18 protein-coding genes are annotated in these 16,424 nt (G+C 40.4%); 12 read left to right on the plus strand and 6 right to left on the minus strand.

All coding sequences use genetic code 11. The features are described from left to right. Positions 1 to 72 precede the first annotated feature (72 nt). Entirely contained in the window at positions 73 to 1,413 is a 1,341-nt protein-coding gene (locus tag ACFI6G_RS04290) for a sigma-54 interaction domain-containing protein (RefSeq protein WP_010431963.1), read from the minus strand. Between the two features lie 336 nt (positions 1,414 to 1,749). Here ACFI6G_RS04290 and ACFI6G_RS04295 point away from each other — a divergent pair, with 336 nt between their 5' ends. The 6 genes from ACFI6G_RS04295 (at position 1,750) to ACFI6G_RS04320 (ending at position 5,936) form a co-directional block, all read left to right on the plus strand. Continuing rightward, positions 1,750 to 2,295: a BON domain-containing protein gene (locus ACFI6G_RS04295; protein WP_010431961.1), complete on the plus strand. Its 546-nt coding sequence runs from the start codon at positions 1,750 to 1,752 to the stop codon at positions 2,293 to 2,295. 42 nt (positions 2,296 to 2,337) lie between these two features. Beyond that, a complete protein-coding gene (locus ACFI6G_RS04300) occupies positions 2,338 to 2,508 on the plus strand; it encodes a DUF1328 domain-containing protein (RefSeq protein ID WP_010431958.1) in 171 nt (56 codons plus the stop codon). 8 nt (positions 2,509 to 2,516) lie between these two features. Continuing rightward, positions 2,517 to 2,714: a hypothetical protein gene (locus tag ACFI6G_RS04305; protein WP_016793243.1), complete on the plus strand. Its 198-nt coding sequence runs from the start codon at positions 2,517 to 2,519 to the stop codon at positions 2,712 to 2,714. A gap of 70 nt (positions 2,715 to 2,784) precedes the next feature. Then, positions 2,785 to 3,213 carry a hemerythrin domain-containing protein gene (locus ACFI6G_RS04310; protein ID WP_016767331.1) on the plus strand — a complete coding sequence of 143 codons (429 nt, stop codon included), beginning with the start codon at positions 2,785 to 2,787 and terminating at the stop codon, positions 3,211 to 3,213. A 150-nt stretch (positions 3,214 to 3,363) separates the two neighbouring features. After that, on the plus strand, positions 3,364 to 4,977 hold the full coding sequence (locus tag ACFI6G_RS04315) for a diacylglycerol kinase family protein (protein ID WP_010431949.1): 1,614 nt from the start codon (positions 3,364 to 3,366) through the stop codon (positions 4,975 to 4,977). A 41-nt stretch (positions 4,978 to 5,018) separates the two neighbouring features. Next, complete coding sequence (locus ACFI6G_RS04320; RefSeq protein WP_010431946.1) at positions 5,019 to 5,936, plus strand: mechanosensitive ion channel family protein; 918 nt, start codon at positions 5,019 to 5,021, stop codon at positions 5,934 to 5,936. A gap of 188 nt (positions 5,937 to 6,124) precedes the next feature. On the opposite strand, the gene ACFI6G_RS04325 is transcribed toward ACFI6G_RS04320, so the two are convergent. Both ACFI6G_RS04325 and ACFI6G_RS04330 read right to left on the minus strand, forming a co-directional pair. Further along, a complete protein-coding gene (locus ACFI6G_RS04325; RefSeq protein ID WP_010431943.1) occupies positions 6,125 to 6,535 on the minus strand; it encodes a hypothetical protein in 411 nt (136 codons plus the stop codon). Positions 6,536 to 6,642: 107 nt separating this feature from the next. Continuing rightward, complete coding sequence (locus tag ACFI6G_RS04330; RefSeq protein ID WP_016800436.1) at positions 6,643 to 7,071, minus strand: DUF2383 domain-containing protein; 429 nt, start codon at positions 7,069 to 7,071, stop codon at positions 6,643 to 6,645. A gap of 296 nt (positions 7,072 to 7,367) precedes the next feature. Between ACFI6G_RS04330 and ACFI6G_RS04335 the strand changes: the two genes are divergently transcribed. From ACFI6G_RS04335 to ACFI6G_RS04350, 4 genes are all read left to right on the plus strand, one after another. After that, positions 7,368 to 7,616: a hypothetical protein gene (locus ACFI6G_RS04335; protein ID WP_010431939.1), complete on the plus strand. Its 249-nt coding sequence runs from the start codon at positions 7,368 to 7,370 to the stop codon at positions 7,614 to 7,616. A gap of 35 nt (positions 7,617 to 7,651) precedes the next feature. Then, positions 7,652 to 8,140 carry a hypothetical protein gene (locus tag ACFI6G_RS04340; protein WP_010431936.1) on the plus strand — a complete coding sequence of 163 codons (489 nt, stop codon included), beginning with the start codon at positions 7,652 to 7,654 and terminating at the stop codon, positions 8,138 to 8,140. Further along, positions 8,127 to 8,339 (plus strand): hypothetical protein, encoded by a 213-nt coding sequence (locus ACFI6G_RS04345; protein ID WP_010431934.1) that lies wholly within the window; start codon positions 8,127 to 8,129, stop codon positions 8,337 to 8,339. Before ACFI6G_RS04340 ends, ACFI6G_RS04345 begins: the two co-directional genes overlap by 14 nt. Positions 8,340 to 8,439: 100 nt before the next feature. Continuing rightward, entirely contained in the window at positions 8,440 to 9,495 is a 1,056-nt protein-coding gene (locus ACFI6G_RS04350; protein ID WP_010431932.1) for an AI-2E family transporter, read from the plus strand. On the opposite strand, the gene ACFI6G_RS04355 is transcribed toward ACFI6G_RS04350, so the two are convergent. The 3 genes from ACFI6G_RS04355 to add all read right to left on the minus strand — a co-directional run bounded on the left by ACFI6G_RS04355 (position 9,489) and on the right by add (position 13,642). Then, a complete protein-coding gene (locus ACFI6G_RS04355) occupies positions 9,489 to 11,738 on the minus strand; it encodes a hypothetical protein (protein WP_010431929.1) in 2,250 nt (749 codons plus the stop codon). The two genes, ACFI6G_RS04350 and ACFI6G_RS04355, sit on opposite strands and share 7 nt — an antisense overlap. A 188-nt stretch (positions 11,739 to 11,926) precedes the next feature. Continuing rightward, the gene (locus tag ACFI6G_RS04360; protein WP_016793241.1) at positions 11,927 to 12,490 is read right to left on the minus strand and encodes a sugar O-acetyltransferase; all 564 of its coding nucleotides are present in this window, start codon (positions 12,488 to 12,490) and stop codon (positions 11,927 to 11,929) included. Between the two features lie 153 nt (positions 12,491 to 12,643). Beyond that, positions 12,644 to 13,642, minus strand: a complete 999-nt coding sequence (gene add / locus ACFI6G_RS04365) for an adenosine deaminase (RefSeq protein WP_010431924.1) — start codon at positions 13,640 to 13,642, stop codon at positions 12,644 to 12,646. A 120-nt stretch (positions 13,643 to 13,762) separates the two neighbouring features. Between add and ACFI6G_RS04370 the strand changes: the two genes are divergently transcribed. Beyond that, positions 13,763 to 14,710, plus strand: coding sequence for a LysR substrate-binding domain-containing protein (locus tag ACFI6G_RS04370; protein WP_010431921.1), 948 nt, complete (start codon positions 13,763 to 13,765; stop codon positions 14,708 to 14,710). Between the two features lie 122 nt (positions 14,711 to 14,832). Continuing rightward, positions 14,833 to 16,287, plus strand: coding sequence for a glutathione synthase (locus ACFI6G_RS04375; RefSeq protein ID WP_016789960.1), 1,455 nt, complete (start codon positions 14,833 to 14,835; stop codon positions 16,285 to 16,287). The last annotated feature ends 137 nt before the right edge of the window (positions 16,288 to 16,424 follow it).

Consider the following 16,424-nt stretch of genomic DNA (forward strand, 5'->3'; position numbering starts at 1 on the left):
AAAACATCAACTGCAAATTAACGATCGCCTGTATATATTTTGATCACACAGCAACATCAGATATGAGTATTACTACTCTTGATACTTATCGAGCTTGTTATAAAGCGTTTTGATGCTGATTCCCAAGTCTTGTGCTGTTTCCTTTTTGTTGCCTTCATTTTCTTCGAGCGTATTGATAATCGCCGCTTTCTCAATCTTCTCGAGAGAAACACCCGCCGGAACCATATCCTCAACGGTAGTCCCTGTTTCTAAAGGAGGAGTATCAAAAATTAGGTGTTCATCTTTAATAGTCTCATCTGCCAATATAAAAGCTCTTTCAATACAGTGCTTTAATTCCCTGACATTCCCTGGCCATGCATGGGCTGATATTTTTTGAAGCGCTGATGTGAAAATGGTCTTCGCAGTGGTTTCATTTGCGTTGCGATGAGCAATAAAATGTTTTGCTAAGCCGACGATGTCGTCGCCTCTTTCACGCAATGGAGGGACATGTATAGGGAAGTGAGCCAACCTGAAATAGAGATCCTCTCTCAAAAACTGTTCTTCAATAGCGACTTGTGGATCTCGGTTTGTCGCTGCAATGACTCGAGTATTAGCGATACTCGTTGCATTACTGCCTACAGGGCGATATTCACCTGTTTCTAAAACTCGTAGTAATTTGACCTGGTGCTCAAGTGGCATTTCGGTGATTTCGTCGAGAAACAATGTGCCACCTTCTGCTTGCCTAAACACCCCTTGGTGTGTGCGATTCGCCCCTGTAAAAGCGCCTTTTTCATGACCAAATAATTCACTATCAACTAACTCAGGGCTGATAGCACCGCAGTTGATCGCAATAAAAGGTTGGTTTTTACGATCACTGGCAAGGTGAATCGTTTGTGCTACTAATTCTTTACCTGCCCCACTTTCGCCGACAATCAAAACATTGGTGTCAGTCTTCGCGACTCTTCTTAAAGTTCGATACAGCTTATGCATGGGCTTAGAAGAACCGACTAACATACCGAACTGGTCTAAATCGCTGGTGGACACTTTACGCCCTTCTTCTTGCTTCTGGAGGAAGTATTGACTGAAGTCTGCAAGGGTATCTTCCAATATTTGCATGTCGACGGGCTTTCTATAATGGAAGATTGCGCCATGGTTCATCATCATGTCTAAATTTTTGTTTGGCGTACCTGTACTGATAATAATCAAGTCCATTTCGTCCAATCCTGTTGCACTCGATAAGGACTTAAAATCATCGTTAGTAAATCGAGAGACTTCAACAATAGCAGTATCTGGTTGCAGTTGTTGTAGCTTGTCAATCCAATGAACATCCATAGTACTTTGAATTATTTCAAAGCTTGATAATTCATCTAGAGAGTTTATTTTAGACCGCAATAATTCATCTTTTAACTCTATAAACAGTGTCGGTAATGACATGATTTAACTCTCTTTTTTGTACGACAGAAAACGACCTTGATAATAACATGATGTCCTTCAAATACGAATCTATCATTTACTATACGCCACCTTTTCAATGTAGTTACAATATTACTGATAGTAGAAGTGGCTAATTAATAGTATTGATATTAATTATTCTAGGATCTCCATTGATGATAATTTTTACAAAATACTCGTGTAATTAATACACCTCCGATTATTTTACCAATGGTAAATTTTCAAAATTAAAGTGTAAATCCTTTATTTTCAGTCAGTTAAAAAGTTGGCATGCTGGTTGCAATTGTACAAGTGTCAGTTAACTAGAGGAGATAATTAATGAGAAATACTGCAAGTAAAATATTATTAGCTACTTTGATTGCAACTTCTTCATCAACTGTTTTTGCTAATAGCATGTGGGAAAAAGAAACTTTCGATGCGTGGATTGATGGAAAAGCAGAAACGACTTTATTACTGAATACTAATTTAAACTCATTTGACATCAACACCTACGTTAAAAATCGAGTGGTTACTTTAACTGGCTCGGTTAAAAATGAAACAGAGAAAGATTTGGCAGAAGAGTTAGTGCTAAGCCTAGATGACGTTAAGTCTGTAAAAAACGAACTTACAGTGATTGATGAAGACAAAGAAAAAACACCCGCAGCCGTACAAGCTTTGACTGATGCTCACATAAAGACACTGGTAATCACTCGTTTATTAATGAATACCAATGTTAGTGGTAGCGATATTCAAGTTAAAACCGAAAACAGTGTGGTTATCTTGAAAGGTTCAGTTTCATCAAGCAGTGAACACGACTTAGCTTTATCTATAGCAAATAATACCCCGAATGTAGAGAAAGTGGTGGATAAATTAAATATTATTTAACCTCTCTACAATTGGTAATTTATTAAAAATTGGGGAATAACGATGATTCGCTGGTCGCTAATATTTTTTATTGTCGCAATTATTGCCGCCCTATTGGGATTTAGTGGTATCGCTGGGGCTGCTGCGACAGTAGCAAAGATCATATTTTATATATTTGCAATATCACTACTGGTTTCAGTGGTAATTATGTTGCTGAATAAAAACAAACATTAGGAGTTTATATGAACATCAAATCGAACGCTTACCGTTTTTTAACTATTGTGGGTATTACATTTGCACTTGTGGCATGTAGTGATGAAGGTCCGATGGAACAAGCCGGGGAAAATGTAGATGAGGCTGTAGAGGATACTCAAAACGCAATAGAAGATAGCTGTGAAAATATTAAAGAGCATTTAGATGCGAAAGATGAAGATTGCTAGAACTGTCATCTAGAGTGCAATGAGATGCCAAAATCCTCATAAAAGTAAACCAATGAAGTAGGAATTAGACATGAAAAATATATTTGATGTGCTCAAAGACAGTCATGAAAAGCAACGACTTTTGATGGATGCGTTACTCCAAACTTCGGGAGACACACAAGCTAGGCAAGAACTCTATGTTAACCTTAAGAATGAGTTAACCAAGCATGCGATTGCAGAAGAGCGCCATTTTTATGCACCTTTGATCGAGAGTGATCAATCCATTGACATGACTAGACATGGAATCGCTGAACATCATGGAATCGACAAAATACTCGCTCAACTCGATGATACAGAGATGTCTTCACCAGCTTGGCTTGTTTTAATGAAAACATTAAAAGATAAGGTTGAACATCATTTAGAAGAAGAAGAGCAGCGTTTTTTTCAAACCGCAGGTCGAGTCTTAGATACTGAACAAAAAGAAACATTAGCTCGTAAATATGAAAAAGAGGTTGCTTGAATCACGAAGTAATCAAATTCTTTAAATAAGTATAAAACTGCTTTGTTATCAAGCTAAGGGCTCATTCTTGAGCCCTTCTTTTATTTAATTTAGAGATAGATAAATTTACGGATAAATATATTTAAATTCACGGATAAATTAAGGCGTAACATGTTTATTATTAAATATTATATGCTTCTTGCTATAGCTTGTTTTTTTGCTGCTGCTCTTATACCACAGCTAATAATCCGTGGTGTTTTTGCCTGGTGTAGTTTGTCGATGTTCATCGTTAGTGTTGCCTACATCTTCGATATGCCGTCAATATTTAGGAAGACTAGCGATGGGAAAATAGTGTGGTGGATTAGATGGATCTTCATTCCATTCTTCTTAGGTGTTCGACTGTACAATGCATGGGCAATTAAAAGAGATAAAGTTGAACCAATACAGAAGGTTGGAAAAGGTTTATATGTATCTCGTCGTTTGTTCCCTTCAGATTTATCGTTCTTAGAATCTCAAAACATCCATTGTATTGTAGATGTTACAGCTGAGTTTTCTGGTTTAGAAAGTGCAATGACCGGTGATCAATTTCGCTATTTAAACACCCCGGTTCTTGATCATAAAGTCCCTAAAATGCATAAGCTTAAACATGCTATAAATTGGATCGATACCCAAATCAATCAATCTAGATCGGTTGTTGTGCATTGTGCTCTCGGTCGAGGACGTTCTGTCTTTGTCGTAGCTGCCTATCTTTTAGCAAAAAATCCGTCACTTACTGTAGAGCAGGTCTTGAAAAGTATTAACGACGTGCGAAGTACAGCCCAATTGAACCATCTACAACTGAAAACACTTCAAGCAATCAGTGATAAAGGTTTGCTCACTCTTGGCCATAAAGCTTGCCTTATTGCCAACCCTGTTGCAGGTGGTGGTAAATGGTTGGCGAATGAACAACAGGTTATTCGTGAACTTACGAGAAAGTACAGTTTAGATATTTTTCTTACTAGCCAAGAAGTATCAGCAGAAATATTAGCTAAGCAGGCCAAAGACCGGAATACTGCGCATATTATCGTTGCAGGTGGCGATGGGACGGTTAGTGAAGTCGCAAGGCAAGTTAGGAAGACTGATACACAACTCGGGATTATACCTTTGGGTACCGCGAACGCTCTATGTCATATGCTTTATGGATTGACCTCGAAAATATCGCCTGTTGAAAAAGCGTGTGAGGCTATTTTATCTGGCAACTCAAAAAGAATCGATCTGGCGTTCTGTAATCAACAACCAATATTACTGCTTCTTGGTATTGGGTTTGAAGAACAGATGATCGATTACGCACATCGAGAACAAAAAAATGAAAAAGGGCAATTCGCGTATTTGACTGGGTTCTTCAATGCAGTAATCACCGACGATAATCAACATTTTCAAATTTCAATCGATGACCAACCATCACAAAGTATGAAACTACAAAGTTTGGTCGTGGCGAACTCTTCCCCTTTTAGTACTGTGCTTGCTCAAGGGGGACAGCCTCCTAGGCCGGATGATGGGAAGCTGCATATTACCTATTTGGAAAACACAAATTCACTTAGTAAACGAGCTATCGCTCTATCTGATCTGTTGTTATCGAGTCTTGGAGCGAAAGAACAGGCTAGTTACTTTACTTATGCTTCGGCACAGCTCGTTAAAATTGATTCTGACCGACCTATTTCATACGTGATTGATGGAGAGACGTATTCGGCTGATTCACTGGAGATAAGTATTGATAAGCAAGCCTTAACGGTTTGTATTCCATGAATGTATTGAATAATCCACATATTGAATAAGAAGGAGACACCATGGAAATGAATCTCTCTTTTAACTTAGAGAAGTTTCAGCATCTGATAGAGGGTAAGTTAGAGCATTGGTTAGTTGAAGCAATTAAACTTATCCCTAACCTGATTGTTGCTTTTGTTACGTTTCTTATTTTTATCTTTGTTGCCAACATAAGCGGCAAGTTGTTTAAAAGATTGAGCAATAGAGTTGTCGACTCTCAAGAAGTCATTAACTTACTGGCTTCTATTGTTAAGGTTACCATTGTTACTATTGGATTTTTTGTCGCGTTAGATTTTGTTGGGCTCCAAGGTACGGTTACATCGTTGCTTGCCGGTGCCGGTATTCTAGGTTTAGCTATCGGTTTTGCTTTTCAAGATATGACTGAGAACCTCATTTCAGGTATTACAATGAGTATTCGTAAACCTTTTAAAATTGGCGATGTTGTTGGTTCCAACGATGTCATGGGTACCATAGTCAAAATAAACTTACGAAATACGCTGGTTGAAACGTTCTCTGGTCAACACGTCATGATTCCCAATAAGATGGTTTTCCGAAATATTTTGACGAACTACAGTCGAAAAGGACGAAGAAGGGTCGAGATCCCTGTGGGGATTTCCTACTCAGACTGTCCCAAAAGAGCCGCTGAGGTGATAACCAAAGCGATAAACCAAAAGTCTTATGTTAGTCGGAAAGAAGATACGACGGTTTACGCTTCAAGCTTTTCTGATAGTAGCGTTAACTTATTGGTTTGGTTTTGGATTGAGTACCCAGGAGGTTTTGGTTATATGGACGCAAAGCACGACGGTATTATAGCGGTTAAAGAGTCATTATCAGAGGCTGGAATGACAATACCGTTTCCGATTAGAACACTTGATTTTGATCCCAAAGGCGGTAAAAGTCTGTCTAGAATGATGACTGGGGCTGTCGATGACGCTTCCTAGAATAACATAGCGGTCCCTCTCGTAAAAAAGCGTCAAGGCAATATGCCTCGACGCTTTTTATTTTGAGTGATGTCAGAATTAGATCAGAATTAAACCTAGATTATTCCCACTGTTTAATGATTGTGTTGTAGGCTTTGATTCTCTTCTCAAGTTAATTAATCGTATCTATTTTAGATGGGTTATATCTGTTACAAATGCTTTGCTATCTCATCATTTTCAACTTGCAACGCCGCAACCCAATAGGAGAAAAAAGCAGACATATGTTGATTGTTAAACTTTCTAATAGTGTTTTTGAGGTAAGAAATTAGGCTTAAATTACTCTGGTACATATCGTTATAACTAACAATTAACGCAGGGGGCTGACTCAATATGTCATTGTCATTAACTTCATTGTTAATGCAGAACTTGGTGTTTACTTCGTTTATTAATGAACGTTCAACTTTTATAAATCGATTTGCAGCTCTTGCAATGTTCCCATGTGCTTTCTGTTCAATTAGGTCAACACATGAGAAGTAGTGATCTTTCAATGTACATAGTATTTTTTCTATGCCTTTATAGTGAATTACCTCAAGGGGATCATTGTCCTTTTTAAACAACATATCATTACTCCTTTTTATCTCAGTAGTATTTATAATTTCAGTTGATTTATAATAATTAAAATAAGCCTTTTCTTTGATTCTGATTTCCAACCATCATTCGCTAATAACTAATTATGACGCATGTTGTGTATTTGGTCTCGACATGATTCCATTTCATTTTTTACCACTTTTAATCTTCTTCTCCCTTCTAAATCAGGGTTAGTTTCTAGCAGTGATTCAATGTCGGAAATGATCTTTGTCTCGACACCTTCTAGGTGCTTTAAATAGAGCTCTTGATTGTTTTTACCTTTTTTATCTTCCGCTTCAATACAGCGCTCTCTGGCATTTATCGTATAACTAGCGGGTATCTGTTCTTGATGTATTTTTGAGTAGTAAGTTAAAGATTGTAACTTTAACTCTGCACATTTCTTTACCGTGTAGATATCAAAAAGATTTTTTGCCATCTTTTCACTTCTTATGTTGGATATCGCTTTTTCGTAAATAATATTTCCACTTTTTATCAGGTTAACAATAGATAATATACTTTGGTTTCTCATGAATCCTCATTTGGTTCTAAGCTGTATTTGGTTTATTGCATTTTTTATGCCAATTAATAACCCTATATTCAGCTTGTTTCGTCTAAGGTTTTACTTTGCTTTTGTAAAAAATACATTAATAGATGTTTTCTAGTGAAATTATTACATTGATTAATGCCATTTATTAATGATATGGGAGCTTATCTTCAATTATTCTGGTACTTGTGAAAGTTGGCACGATGCTAGCATTGATTATTAAAGTAGCTAGAGATTAATATTATTCTCTGGCTTATGATAATCAAATAAGGAGAAAACTTATGCCAAAGTCAAACGCTAAAAATTCAGAAGCCAAACAACAAATTGAAGAAACTTATGAAAAAGCTGAAGAGGCCGCAGTAGAAGTTATCGAAAATGTGAAAGAGGCGGTCCATGAAACTCTCGAGGCCAGCTCTGAAAGTGTGAAGAACACGTCTGAGAAAGCGGAAAACATCATTAAAGAGCGTCCATTATTGAGTGTTGGCTGTGCGTTTCTCGCTGGTTGGGCTGTCTCGAAGTTAATCAAATAGCCATATATCAACATCGCAATTGAGAGAGCACCGTTATGCAGGTAAATAGTCAAAATGATCCAGTAAACTCTGCCAATGATAAATCGAGCGATCGTAAGGTGGATGATCTTAAACGTTCTGCTTCTGAGTTAAATGGATTGTGGAAAGACTTAGCTATATTACAGACACATACCCAGCAATGGTCTCAATCGACCTTAGAGCTTTTCTTATTGGAGTTTCGCAATAGTGTTGATGCATTTAAAAAGCGTCTTGTGTTTCAGCTCCTCTTTGTTGCGTTGTTACCGCTGTTTCTTTTTAGTATCGCCGTCGGTGCTGGAGTAGTGATCTACTACTTCACTTTGAATCTGTTAGCGGGTTACGGCGCGTTTATATTCACACTCGGTTTGATTCTAATATGCTTGGTACTTCGTTCTAGTTACTTAAAGCAATTTATAGGTTTTGAATGTACGAAAGAGCAATTGAAGGAGGGGTTACATGTCAGCACTCAAGAATCGACAAAGACAGATTCAAATGAAAAGACTTGAGGGGAGAAGTAGAGCTCGTCAAGTTGCACTTTGTATGGGACTTATTCGTCACAAAGGAAAAGAGTTTGTTCACAAGCACCCCTTGTATGCTCTTGGCATCACAGGCCTTGGTGTTGTAATTTTGAATCGAACTCATCGTTTTAAATCGTCTGTTTTTGGTTATAAACAGCTATCGCTAATACTTAATTTACTTAAGTAACCATCATTTTTAATTCAAGTTAGTGTTGGCTGACGGTATCGAGTGCCTGATTCAAATTGACGAAGCCTCAAAAACAAGACCTCCTACTCATAGGAATAAAATGACATCAAAAAAATACAGTATTCTTAGACAACGAAGTGTGTTGCAAACTAGTTTTATGCTCCTTGCTGTTCTCATGATGTCTATTTTTACATTACATATCGCCAAGCCATTTTTGTTGCCAATCATCTTTGGTGCTTTTATTTCTTTGCTATGTAGCCCTCTAGTTAACTACCTTACTCGCTTCGGTATCCCTCGAGTCATTAACGTAATGGCTGTACTTATTGGTTTTATTGGCTTTGTTGTGATTAGTTTGAATATGTTGAGTGAGCCCGCTCAGCAATGGTGGTCAAAATTACCAATGTTGGTTGAGAATGTATCTAATGAAGTGAGTGAGGTTACTCAAAACAGTCGCTTAACTGACGCCACCGGGTTCTCCATGAGTAGTACTGTTACCAATGATGGGCTTACCAATAACACGGCTTTTTCCATTATAGAATCAGTGCTTACGACAACACCAACCATTGTTACTCAGTTGTTGGTTGCGTTTCTTATGGCGTATTTCATGATGAATTACGGTCGAAAAATTTATTCTCAAAGCTTATCTCTTTTTGAATGCTTTTCAGATAAGCGTAGGGCTGTTGAATTGGTTAAAGTTGTTCAAAAGGATTTGTCTCGTTACATAGGCGCCATCACCATCATTAATGTTTGCTTAGGACTCACTGTTGGCTTTGCTTTTTATATGATGGGATTGCAAGACCCTTTCCTTTGGGGCGCTTTTGCAGGCTTAATGAATTTTATCCCCTATCTTGGCCCGATGGTTTCAGTTACGTGCTTTGCTTTAGTCTCTTTTATACAGTTTGAGTCGTTTAGCTACGCATTGACGGTCGCTGCGATCTTCCTGGCGATTAATTTGATAGAAAGCCAATTGGTTACTCCTACATTACTGGGGAAAAGGTTTAGTCTCAATCCGCTGATTTTATTTGTATGGCTTGTATTTTGGGGTTGGCTATGGGGCTCTATGGGAATGTTAGTAGGGGTCCCATTACTTGTCTGTGTGAATGTATTTTTTGAACAGTTAAGACATCCAAGGTTGAATGCTCATAAAGGTCAGTAGAGCAGAAGTAAGCCTTGATAACCACTCAGCGTCACTTCTTTCACATAGTCTCCAATGTTGCCATTTGTATCGACCGGCCTCATGGGTTTTTTTAATGGAATATTGAGTTTAGGCGCTGAATAGAAGTCTGGATTTTTGCCGTAGAAATCGGTGCGGAAGAGTACGCGACCATGCTCAAACTCACGTGCGACCACCATTTCTTGTGGGCCGCCTTCCACTGCGTTTTCATCTGTTCGATAAGCGAAATAGGTATAGGTTGGTAACAGTCGAACCATACCGTTTGGCAGCGCTGGGTGCATGATGTGGTTGTTAGTTGAATCGCCAATTATGGTGTAGTCGTTGGGGGTAGGGTTTAAGGTCGATATCATCAAAGGAATCGGTTTCAAATGAGTAGGAATCTGGTTAGTTGGATTGCCGAGTTCTATCTTAAGTAACTCCGTTGGTTGGTAGGCGATATTTTTTGGTACACCACTTTTCCAATAATTATCTTTAGTTGTGTTACCACTTCCATACACATAACTGCCACTCCATTGATTAAAATAGCTATGTGTCGGTTGAGCGTTGAGGTAATAGATTACGAGGTTAGAATATTGATCTTGTTGCCAATTGTCCTGATTGTTACCTAGGAACTGAACTCGTCCAAAGCGAGTGGTGGCCTGAAATATAACGTTAGAGCCAGCATAGGCAAGTGCTGAGTTATCCCAAAACTTAGACAACCCGTTAAAGCCGCTAAAACCGGTAGAGGGGAATAAGTATTGCTCCCGAAAGTATAGGTCTCCAGCTTTAATCAAGTGTGCCTGTCCATTTCGACCATAAAGGTTTGCTGTTCCAATGTTGAGACCTATTGAGGGTCTATCTTGGTTAATCTGCAGACCATTCAGAAAAGCAGAGAATTGCTCTTTGTAGACATTGTCAGCCTCGACAGATCCTACGATAAACCCAAGCTCACAGACGGTTCCTCCGGAATAAACCTCAAATTGATTGCGGCCAATGAGTTTATTGGTATCGTCGTTGTAGGCCCCAGCCAGCCCTTGTTCCTCCCAGGTTTTGGAATAGTAATTTTGTAGAATCATTAACAGGTTTGGATTGGCCAAATTGGTCAGCGCCCATGATGAGTTTTGGTTCCACATTCGCCCGAATGGGATCACGCGAGATTCCCAACGAAAGCGAGCCGTGGCTGATTTGTTGTTCCTGTTTTCATATTCATAAGGGGATAAATAGTTGTCTTGATTGAGATCCGCCGATTGGTCAAAACCACGAACCTTTCGCCATTGCTTTGTTTCGTTGTGAGATCTTGAATTCGTATTTGTGATCTGAGATAGAAGGTCTTTGGCAGCGATTTTTTGGAAGCTGTCTTTCAATTGAACTCGATTCAAGCGAGGTCGGATATCACTTGAGTTGCCTTGCCAACGGATTCTGACAACGTATAAACGGCCGCCATCTCTCACCAATGTAGAACCAAAATATTGCCCACCACCGTAACTCTGGCCGCTGCTATCATGAGTTGTTGCTCTGACCCAATCAGAGGGCACTCGCCAGCTTACCGCTTGGCTTTGAGTCATATTGTGTGTGTGATCATTAGTTATTTCTAAGTGAGCCCATGCCGTAGATTGGCCTAGATCATTCATCGATATGGGGTATTCAATATGGAATTCTCCGCCTTGCGCAAAGCGCGAAAATTCGAATGTTAAGCTATCGAATTTCTCCGAATGGTAAATGTAGAGTGCGCCCCCTTTGTCGAAATGTTCAAATACATCTGCATTCCAAGGCGGCTGCTGATAAAGTGCATAACCCGCATGCTTTTCGTTTTCGGTATAGCCAATGATCATAGGCTTACGGTTTAATAGCGTATTGTCACCGTGTGTAGTATCGAGTTCAGCTAGAATGGTGTCTTCTGCAAAGTGTAGAAAAAAATCTTCGTAATCTATCCCGTTTTTCTCTGCCGTGTTTCTAATTTCGTTTTCCAACTCTCCTGAATTCAGCTCTAACTTTTGGTTGTACATATAGCCGATAGTTTTAACTTTTTCGTTATCACGTTTATTGCCGAAAGCGCCAAACACTAAGTCACTATTATCGATCTCCCAATCAACCACGTTGTCTGCTGATACAGCAGAGCCTTGCAGGTTAATCCCTTGTTCATGCTGGCCTGGTAATACGATCGCATAGCCAGCGTAGCTAGAGTTACATATGAAAATAGAGCAGAAGGTCGCTGTGGAGAGCAACAAAGCTTGGTGTTTTGTCATTGGCTTTCCCAATCATGGTGACGTTGGAGCTACATCTGTTCGAAAAAATTATCATGAGTTTATTTCTATCTAAGTGTAGCTAAATTACGAATTTTGATAGGGGGGAAGGGCATTATCATCATTAAACAATCATATAGAAGAAAAGCCACAGCGTTCGCTGTGGCTTTGTTTGCTCCGAGAGCAGTTAGCTATCGTCTTTGCTCAGTATTCAAATGTCGAATCAACTTGGCTGGCGTGCCTCCGTATAAGCAGTCTGGTGGCACATCACTATTGACCACAGAGTTCGCTGCGATAACAGAGCGAGCACCAATCGTCACGCCTTGGTTAATCACCGAGTTTCCGCCAATCCAGACATCATCTTCGACTGTAATAGGTAGACAAAACGTTTCCCACTTACGGCGACTGAGGTGATCCAATGAGTGAGAGGCTGTGTAAAATTGAGCACTTGGCCCCACCAATACATTGTTACCAATTCTGATATTGGCGCCGTCAAGCATGACAACATTCATGTTGATAAAGGTGTTGTCACCGATCTCAATGGTTTTACCAAACTCGCAATGAAAAGGAGGTCGGACAACGCTGCTGCCTACTTTCCCAAATAGATTAGCTTGAAGGCTTGGCTGCTGAGTATCGTCTGAACATTGATTGAAGTCTGACTGAGCCTTGCTCGCGTGAGTGCGCATGTGGTCTATCTCATGGTCTGCGCCATCAAAAATTTCACCGGATAGCATTTTTTGGAGTTCTGTTTTCATTGTTTGCATCTCACTAGTCAACATGGGTATTAGAATACGGAGATACAGACATAAAAAAAGAGAAAAGCCTAAGCCTTTCTCTTCCTGTTTTGTGCCTTTAAGCACTAATGCTAAGTGAGCCCAGCTATTCAGCAAAAGGCGCGCTTTGTTAAATTAGATTTGCTTAACGAAACCCATTAGGTGTTGTTTCACTTCGTCTGAAGCAAAAGCGCTCTCCACAGAGTATTTGTAGATCTCTGCGTAGTCTTCTTTTGTTAGACCGAAAGTTTCACACACACGCTTCACTTCGTTGGTCATAGTGGTGTTCGACACAGTGCGGTTATCTGTGTTGATAGTGACAACGATGCCGTCTTTCTTGAATTCAGCAATTGGGTGGTCGCTAAATTTGTGAATACATTTGGTTTGAACGTTACTTGTTGGGCAAGTTTCAAGCGCAACCTGCTTCTCTTTAACGATGTTGTATGCGTCTTCGTTTCCTTGGATGTGAACACCGTGGCCGATACGCTCAGCATCAAGCATTGTCACTGCATCGTAAACGTTTTGACCATGCCATTGCTCACCAGCGTGCACGGTAATACGGTACCCTTTATCAAGAGCGTATTGCGTGTATTCTGGGAATTCAGCACAGAAGCCTGGCTTTTCACCGCCAGCGATATCAAACGCCACTACACCTTTACCTAGGTAAGGGTGGCCTGCGTCGATTACGTCTTTGATAGAGTCTTTAGGGAACATACGAAGTACAGACATGATGTAGTTGCCCTTGATGTCGTATTTCTCTTCAGCACGCTTCATGCCTTTAACTGCACTAGCGATGATTGCATCGAGAGATAGACCTTTGTTTACGTGCAGAATCGGTGCAAAACGAACTTCTAGGTACTTAACGTTTTCTAGTGCAGCGTCTTCGTAAAGCTCAAAAGAGATACGTTCAATTGCTTCTTCAGTCTGCATTACTTGCAATGGTAGGCTGAAACAAGCTAGATACTCATCTAGGTTTTTGCAATCTTCTGGCACCGTTAGAGATTGAACAACCGCGTCGCGATCTTCAGGTAGTTCGATATTGTACTGTTTTGCTAGGTCAATAATCGTATCTGGGCGAACACTTCCGTCGAGGTGGCAGTGCAAATCAATCTTTGGTAGTGCTAGAAAATCCATGAGTAATCCTTAATTCTATTATTATTTGAGCGTGTTAACTCACATACACTAAATTTACCAAGACAATGATATGATTTAAAGTGACAAATAATCATCATTAACCTGAATTTAGGGAATATCATGGTAGATGTTAAAAGCTTACTTAAATGCGATATGAATTTGCTGCTTTGCTTACATGTTCTGATTGAAGAGCGCAGTGTGAGTAAAACGGCAGAGCGACTCTTTTTAAGTCAGTCTGCGGTAAGTAAACAGCTCACCAAGCTCAGAGCTTTGTTTGATGATCCTCTTTTTGAACGCGAGTCAAAAGGTCTGTTTCCAACCCCGAAAGCGACTTCTCTTGCGCCTAAGATTCATCAAATTCTTTTGCAAGTTGAGCAGCTAACTGTACCGGATATTTTCGAGCCAAAAGACAGTGAACGGACTTTTAATATCGATCTTGTCGAAACCGCTTATACCGCAATTTACCCTAAATTCATGCCTAACGCGCTGTCAGATGCGCCGAATATTACGGTAAACAGCACGACTTGGAGTAGCGAAACCTTTAAGCGCTTATTAAAGCGTGAGGTCGATTTTGGGATTGGGATTTTTGAGCTCGATGAAAGGGCGAGTACCCATATTCAAAATATCCCTGCCGAGCTAAACCATGTCGAATTGCTGCAAGATTACTCTGTATGTTTGATGCGAAATGATCATCCAGTGCTTCAAGAAGAGTGGAACCTGCAAGCCTTCCTTAAATATCGTCATATTCAGTTAGTGACCGGTGGTGTTGGCGACTGGCTGCTACTTGAAATTTTGCAAGCCAAACAGCTCCAAATCAATAAAGCCGCCAACGTGTCGGACATCACCAGCGCAGTAAAACTGTGTAAACAAAGCGATTTACTGATGTGTTATCCGTACAACTCGGTTCGTGACTATATTGAGAGTGGTGAGTTGGTGATGAAGCCGATTCCTATTGAGTTAGTTCCCGGTGGCTTGTTTCTGCTTTGGCACCGTTACTTTGACTCTGAACCAAGTCACAAATGGCTTCGAGACCTGATAGTCAATAAGACCCAAGATACCCAGATGTGAATCATTAACTCGAACACTCAAAGAAATGAAATATTTTTCGTTTTTATTCGTCTTTCTAGAATGGGCATCGTCTTAGTAGAGTGCTTAATCTGAGTTAATAGTGAGAAACCAAAATGAATCCAATGCTAACGTCATTGATTCCGCAACAAATTATTGAAGACGCGTGTGAGTGGGCAATCATGCACGGTGTCGCTTTTCGTCAGTCTGACAATACCGCGAGGCATTGTCCTTTCAGTATTGCGCCAATGACAATGGAGCGCGAGGTTTATGATCACTTGCGCCGAGTCACTCCGCTTATCACTAAGTTGATCAGTAACGTGTCGGAAGATCATGATTTTTTACAGTCATCATTGAGCGATATGGCTCAAGCCGATCCGTTCTTTGGTCACTTGATGGAGTTGCATCAACAAGCCCATGGCAGTGTGGATGAGCGCTTGAATCCTGCCCGTCAGCCACTGTTGTTGATGCGTACTGATTTTATGGACGATCGCCAACACGGTGCAAAAGTGATTGAGTTTAATGGTATTGCTGCAGGGATGGCTCCGTTTGGTCAACGTGCAACAGAATTTCACTCATTCATGCAAAACCAATGGCCAAACGTTTATAACCATTGGTTGGAAGAACCGTCAGCAACACCGGCTGAAAACCAAGGCTTAACCCAGTTGGCTTATGGTATCGCTAGTGCTGCAAAGCAAGTTAAAGCGGAATTCAATGAACAAGGCAAACCGATTTCCTTGATGGTGGTACAGAAGAACGAAGACAATGTTTATGACCAACACCTACTTGAAGTTGAGTTACAAAAACAGGGTGTTCGCACGGTTCGCCGTACCTTCGATCAATTGAGCTCTCAGCTCTCAACGGGCGATAACCAACGTCTGCTTTTGCAAGATGTTGGTGCAGTCGATGTTGTGTACCTAAGAGCGGGTTATCAGTATTCAGACTACTGGGCGCCTGAGCTTAATGAATCCGTTTGTTGCGACACGCTAAGTCAGACGCGTTTGTTCATCGAACAACACCATGTCGCTGTGAATGCTACCTTCAGCCAACAGCTAGCAACCAGTAAAACCATGCAGATGCTCCTAACCATGATGCCTGTATCAGAATACGCTCGTTGGGGGTTAACGCTAGAAGAAGCTAAATTGGTGAAAAGTGTTTTAGCAGATATGAAACCAATCACCAGCGAGTCGATTGAATGGTTTAACACACAAGCTGATAAGCAAGAATGGGTGCTGAAAAACCAAGGTGAGGGCGGCGGCCATTGTGTGTTCGGTGACGATATCAGCGAGCAACTTAGTCGACTTAAGCCAGAAGAGTACGACGCGTGGACACTCATGCAGCGCTTGTACCCACATGAGCGAGATATGCCAACTATTGCGGTGAGAGACACTCAACAAACACTCGTGACAGATTTAGTCAGCGAAGTCGGTCTATTTACCGCTTACTACCAAGGTAGGCCAGTGACCGAACTTGACGGCTACGCGGGCTATTTAATCCGCAGTAAGCCAGCCAGCGAAAATGAAGGCGGGATCCACAGTGGAAAAGGCATTTTAGATTCTTTAACACTGATTGAATCCTAATTTGACTAAGCAATAATCTAGTGGTTTTGATAATTGAAATCCCGCATCTACTAATTGGATACGGGATTTTTTGTTTTACAGGACAACAAAAAGATCTCATTGACATGGGTAGAATGTTCGCTCTACCATATGGGTAG

This window comes from Vibrio sp. PSi01, assembly GCF_054960695.1.

What these genes read in the sequence shown, in the direction of transcription:
- ACFI6G_RS04350 (WP_010431932.1), top strand. Translation starts at nt 8,440, where the DNA reads ATGACATCAAAAAAATACAGTATTCTTAGACAACGAAGTGTGTTGCAA.
- ACFI6G_RS04375 (WP_016789960.1), top strand. Translation starts at nt 14,833, where the DNA reads ATGCTAACGTCATTGATTCCGCAACAAATTATTGAAGACGCGTGTGAG.
- ACFI6G_RS04290 (WP_010431963.1), bottom strand. Translation starts at nt 1,413, where the DNA reads ATGTCATTACCGACACTGTTTATAGAGTTAAAAGATGAATTATTGCGG.
- ACFI6G_RS04335 (WP_010431939.1), top strand. Translation starts at nt 7,368, where the DNA reads ATGCCAAAGTCAAACGCTAAAAATTCAGAAGCCAAACAACAAATTGAA.
- ACFI6G_RS04345 (WP_010431934.1), top strand. Translation starts at nt 8,127, where the DNA reads ATGAAAAGACTTGAGGGGAGAAGTAGAGCTCGTCAAGTTGCACTTTGT.
- ACFI6G_RS04355 (WP_010431929.1), bottom strand. Translation starts at nt 11,738, where the DNA reads ATGACAAAACACCAAGCTTTGTTGCTCTCCACAGCGACCTTCTGCTCT.
- ACFI6G_RS04310 (WP_016767331.1), top strand. Translation starts at nt 2,785, where the DNA reads ATGAAAAATATATTTGATGTGCTCAAAGACAGTCATGAAAAGCAACGA.
- ACFI6G_RS04320 (WP_010431946.1), top strand. Translation starts at nt 5,019, where the DNA reads ATGGAAATGAATCTCTCTTTTAACTTAGAGAAGTTTCAGCATCTGATA.
- ACFI6G_RS04340 (WP_010431936.1), top strand. Translation starts at nt 7,652, where the DNA reads ATGCAGGTAAATAGTCAAAATGATCCAGTAAACTCTGCCAATGATAAA.
- ACFI6G_RS04325 (WP_010431943.1), bottom strand. Translation starts at nt 6,535, where the DNA reads ATGTTGTTTAAAAAGGACAATGATCCCCTTGAGGTAATTCACTATAAA.
- ACFI6G_RS04315 (WP_010431949.1), top strand. Translation starts at nt 3,364, where the DNA reads ATGTTTATTATTAAATATTATATGCTTCTTGCTATAGCTTGTTTTTTT.
- add (WP_010431924.1), bottom strand. Translation starts at nt 13,642, where the DNA reads ATGGATTTTCTAGCACTACCAAAGATTGATTTGCACTGCCACCTCGAC.
- ACFI6G_RS04330 (WP_016800436.1), bottom strand. Translation starts at nt 7,071, where the DNA reads ATGAGAAACCAAAGTATATTATCTATTGTTAACCTGATAAAAAGTGGA.
- ACFI6G_RS04370 (WP_010431921.1), top strand. Translation starts at nt 13,763, where the DNA reads ATGGTAGATGTTAAAAGCTTACTTAAATGCGATATGAATTTGCTGCTT.
- ACFI6G_RS04300 (WP_010431958.1), top strand. Translation starts at nt 2,338, where the DNA reads ATGATTCGCTGGTCGCTAATATTTTTTATTGTCGCAATTATTGCCGCC.
- ACFI6G_RS04295 (WP_010431961.1), top strand. Translation starts at nt 1,750, where the DNA reads ATGAGAAATACTGCAAGTAAAATATTATTAGCTACTTTGATTGCAACT.
- ACFI6G_RS04305 (WP_016793243.1), top strand. Translation starts at nt 2,517, where the DNA reads ATGAACATCAAATCGAACGCTTACCGTTTTTTAACTATTGTGGGTATT.
- ACFI6G_RS04360 (WP_016793241.1), bottom strand. Translation starts at nt 12,490, where the DNA reads ATGAAAACAGAACTCCAAAAAATGCTATCCGGTGAAATTTTTGATGGC.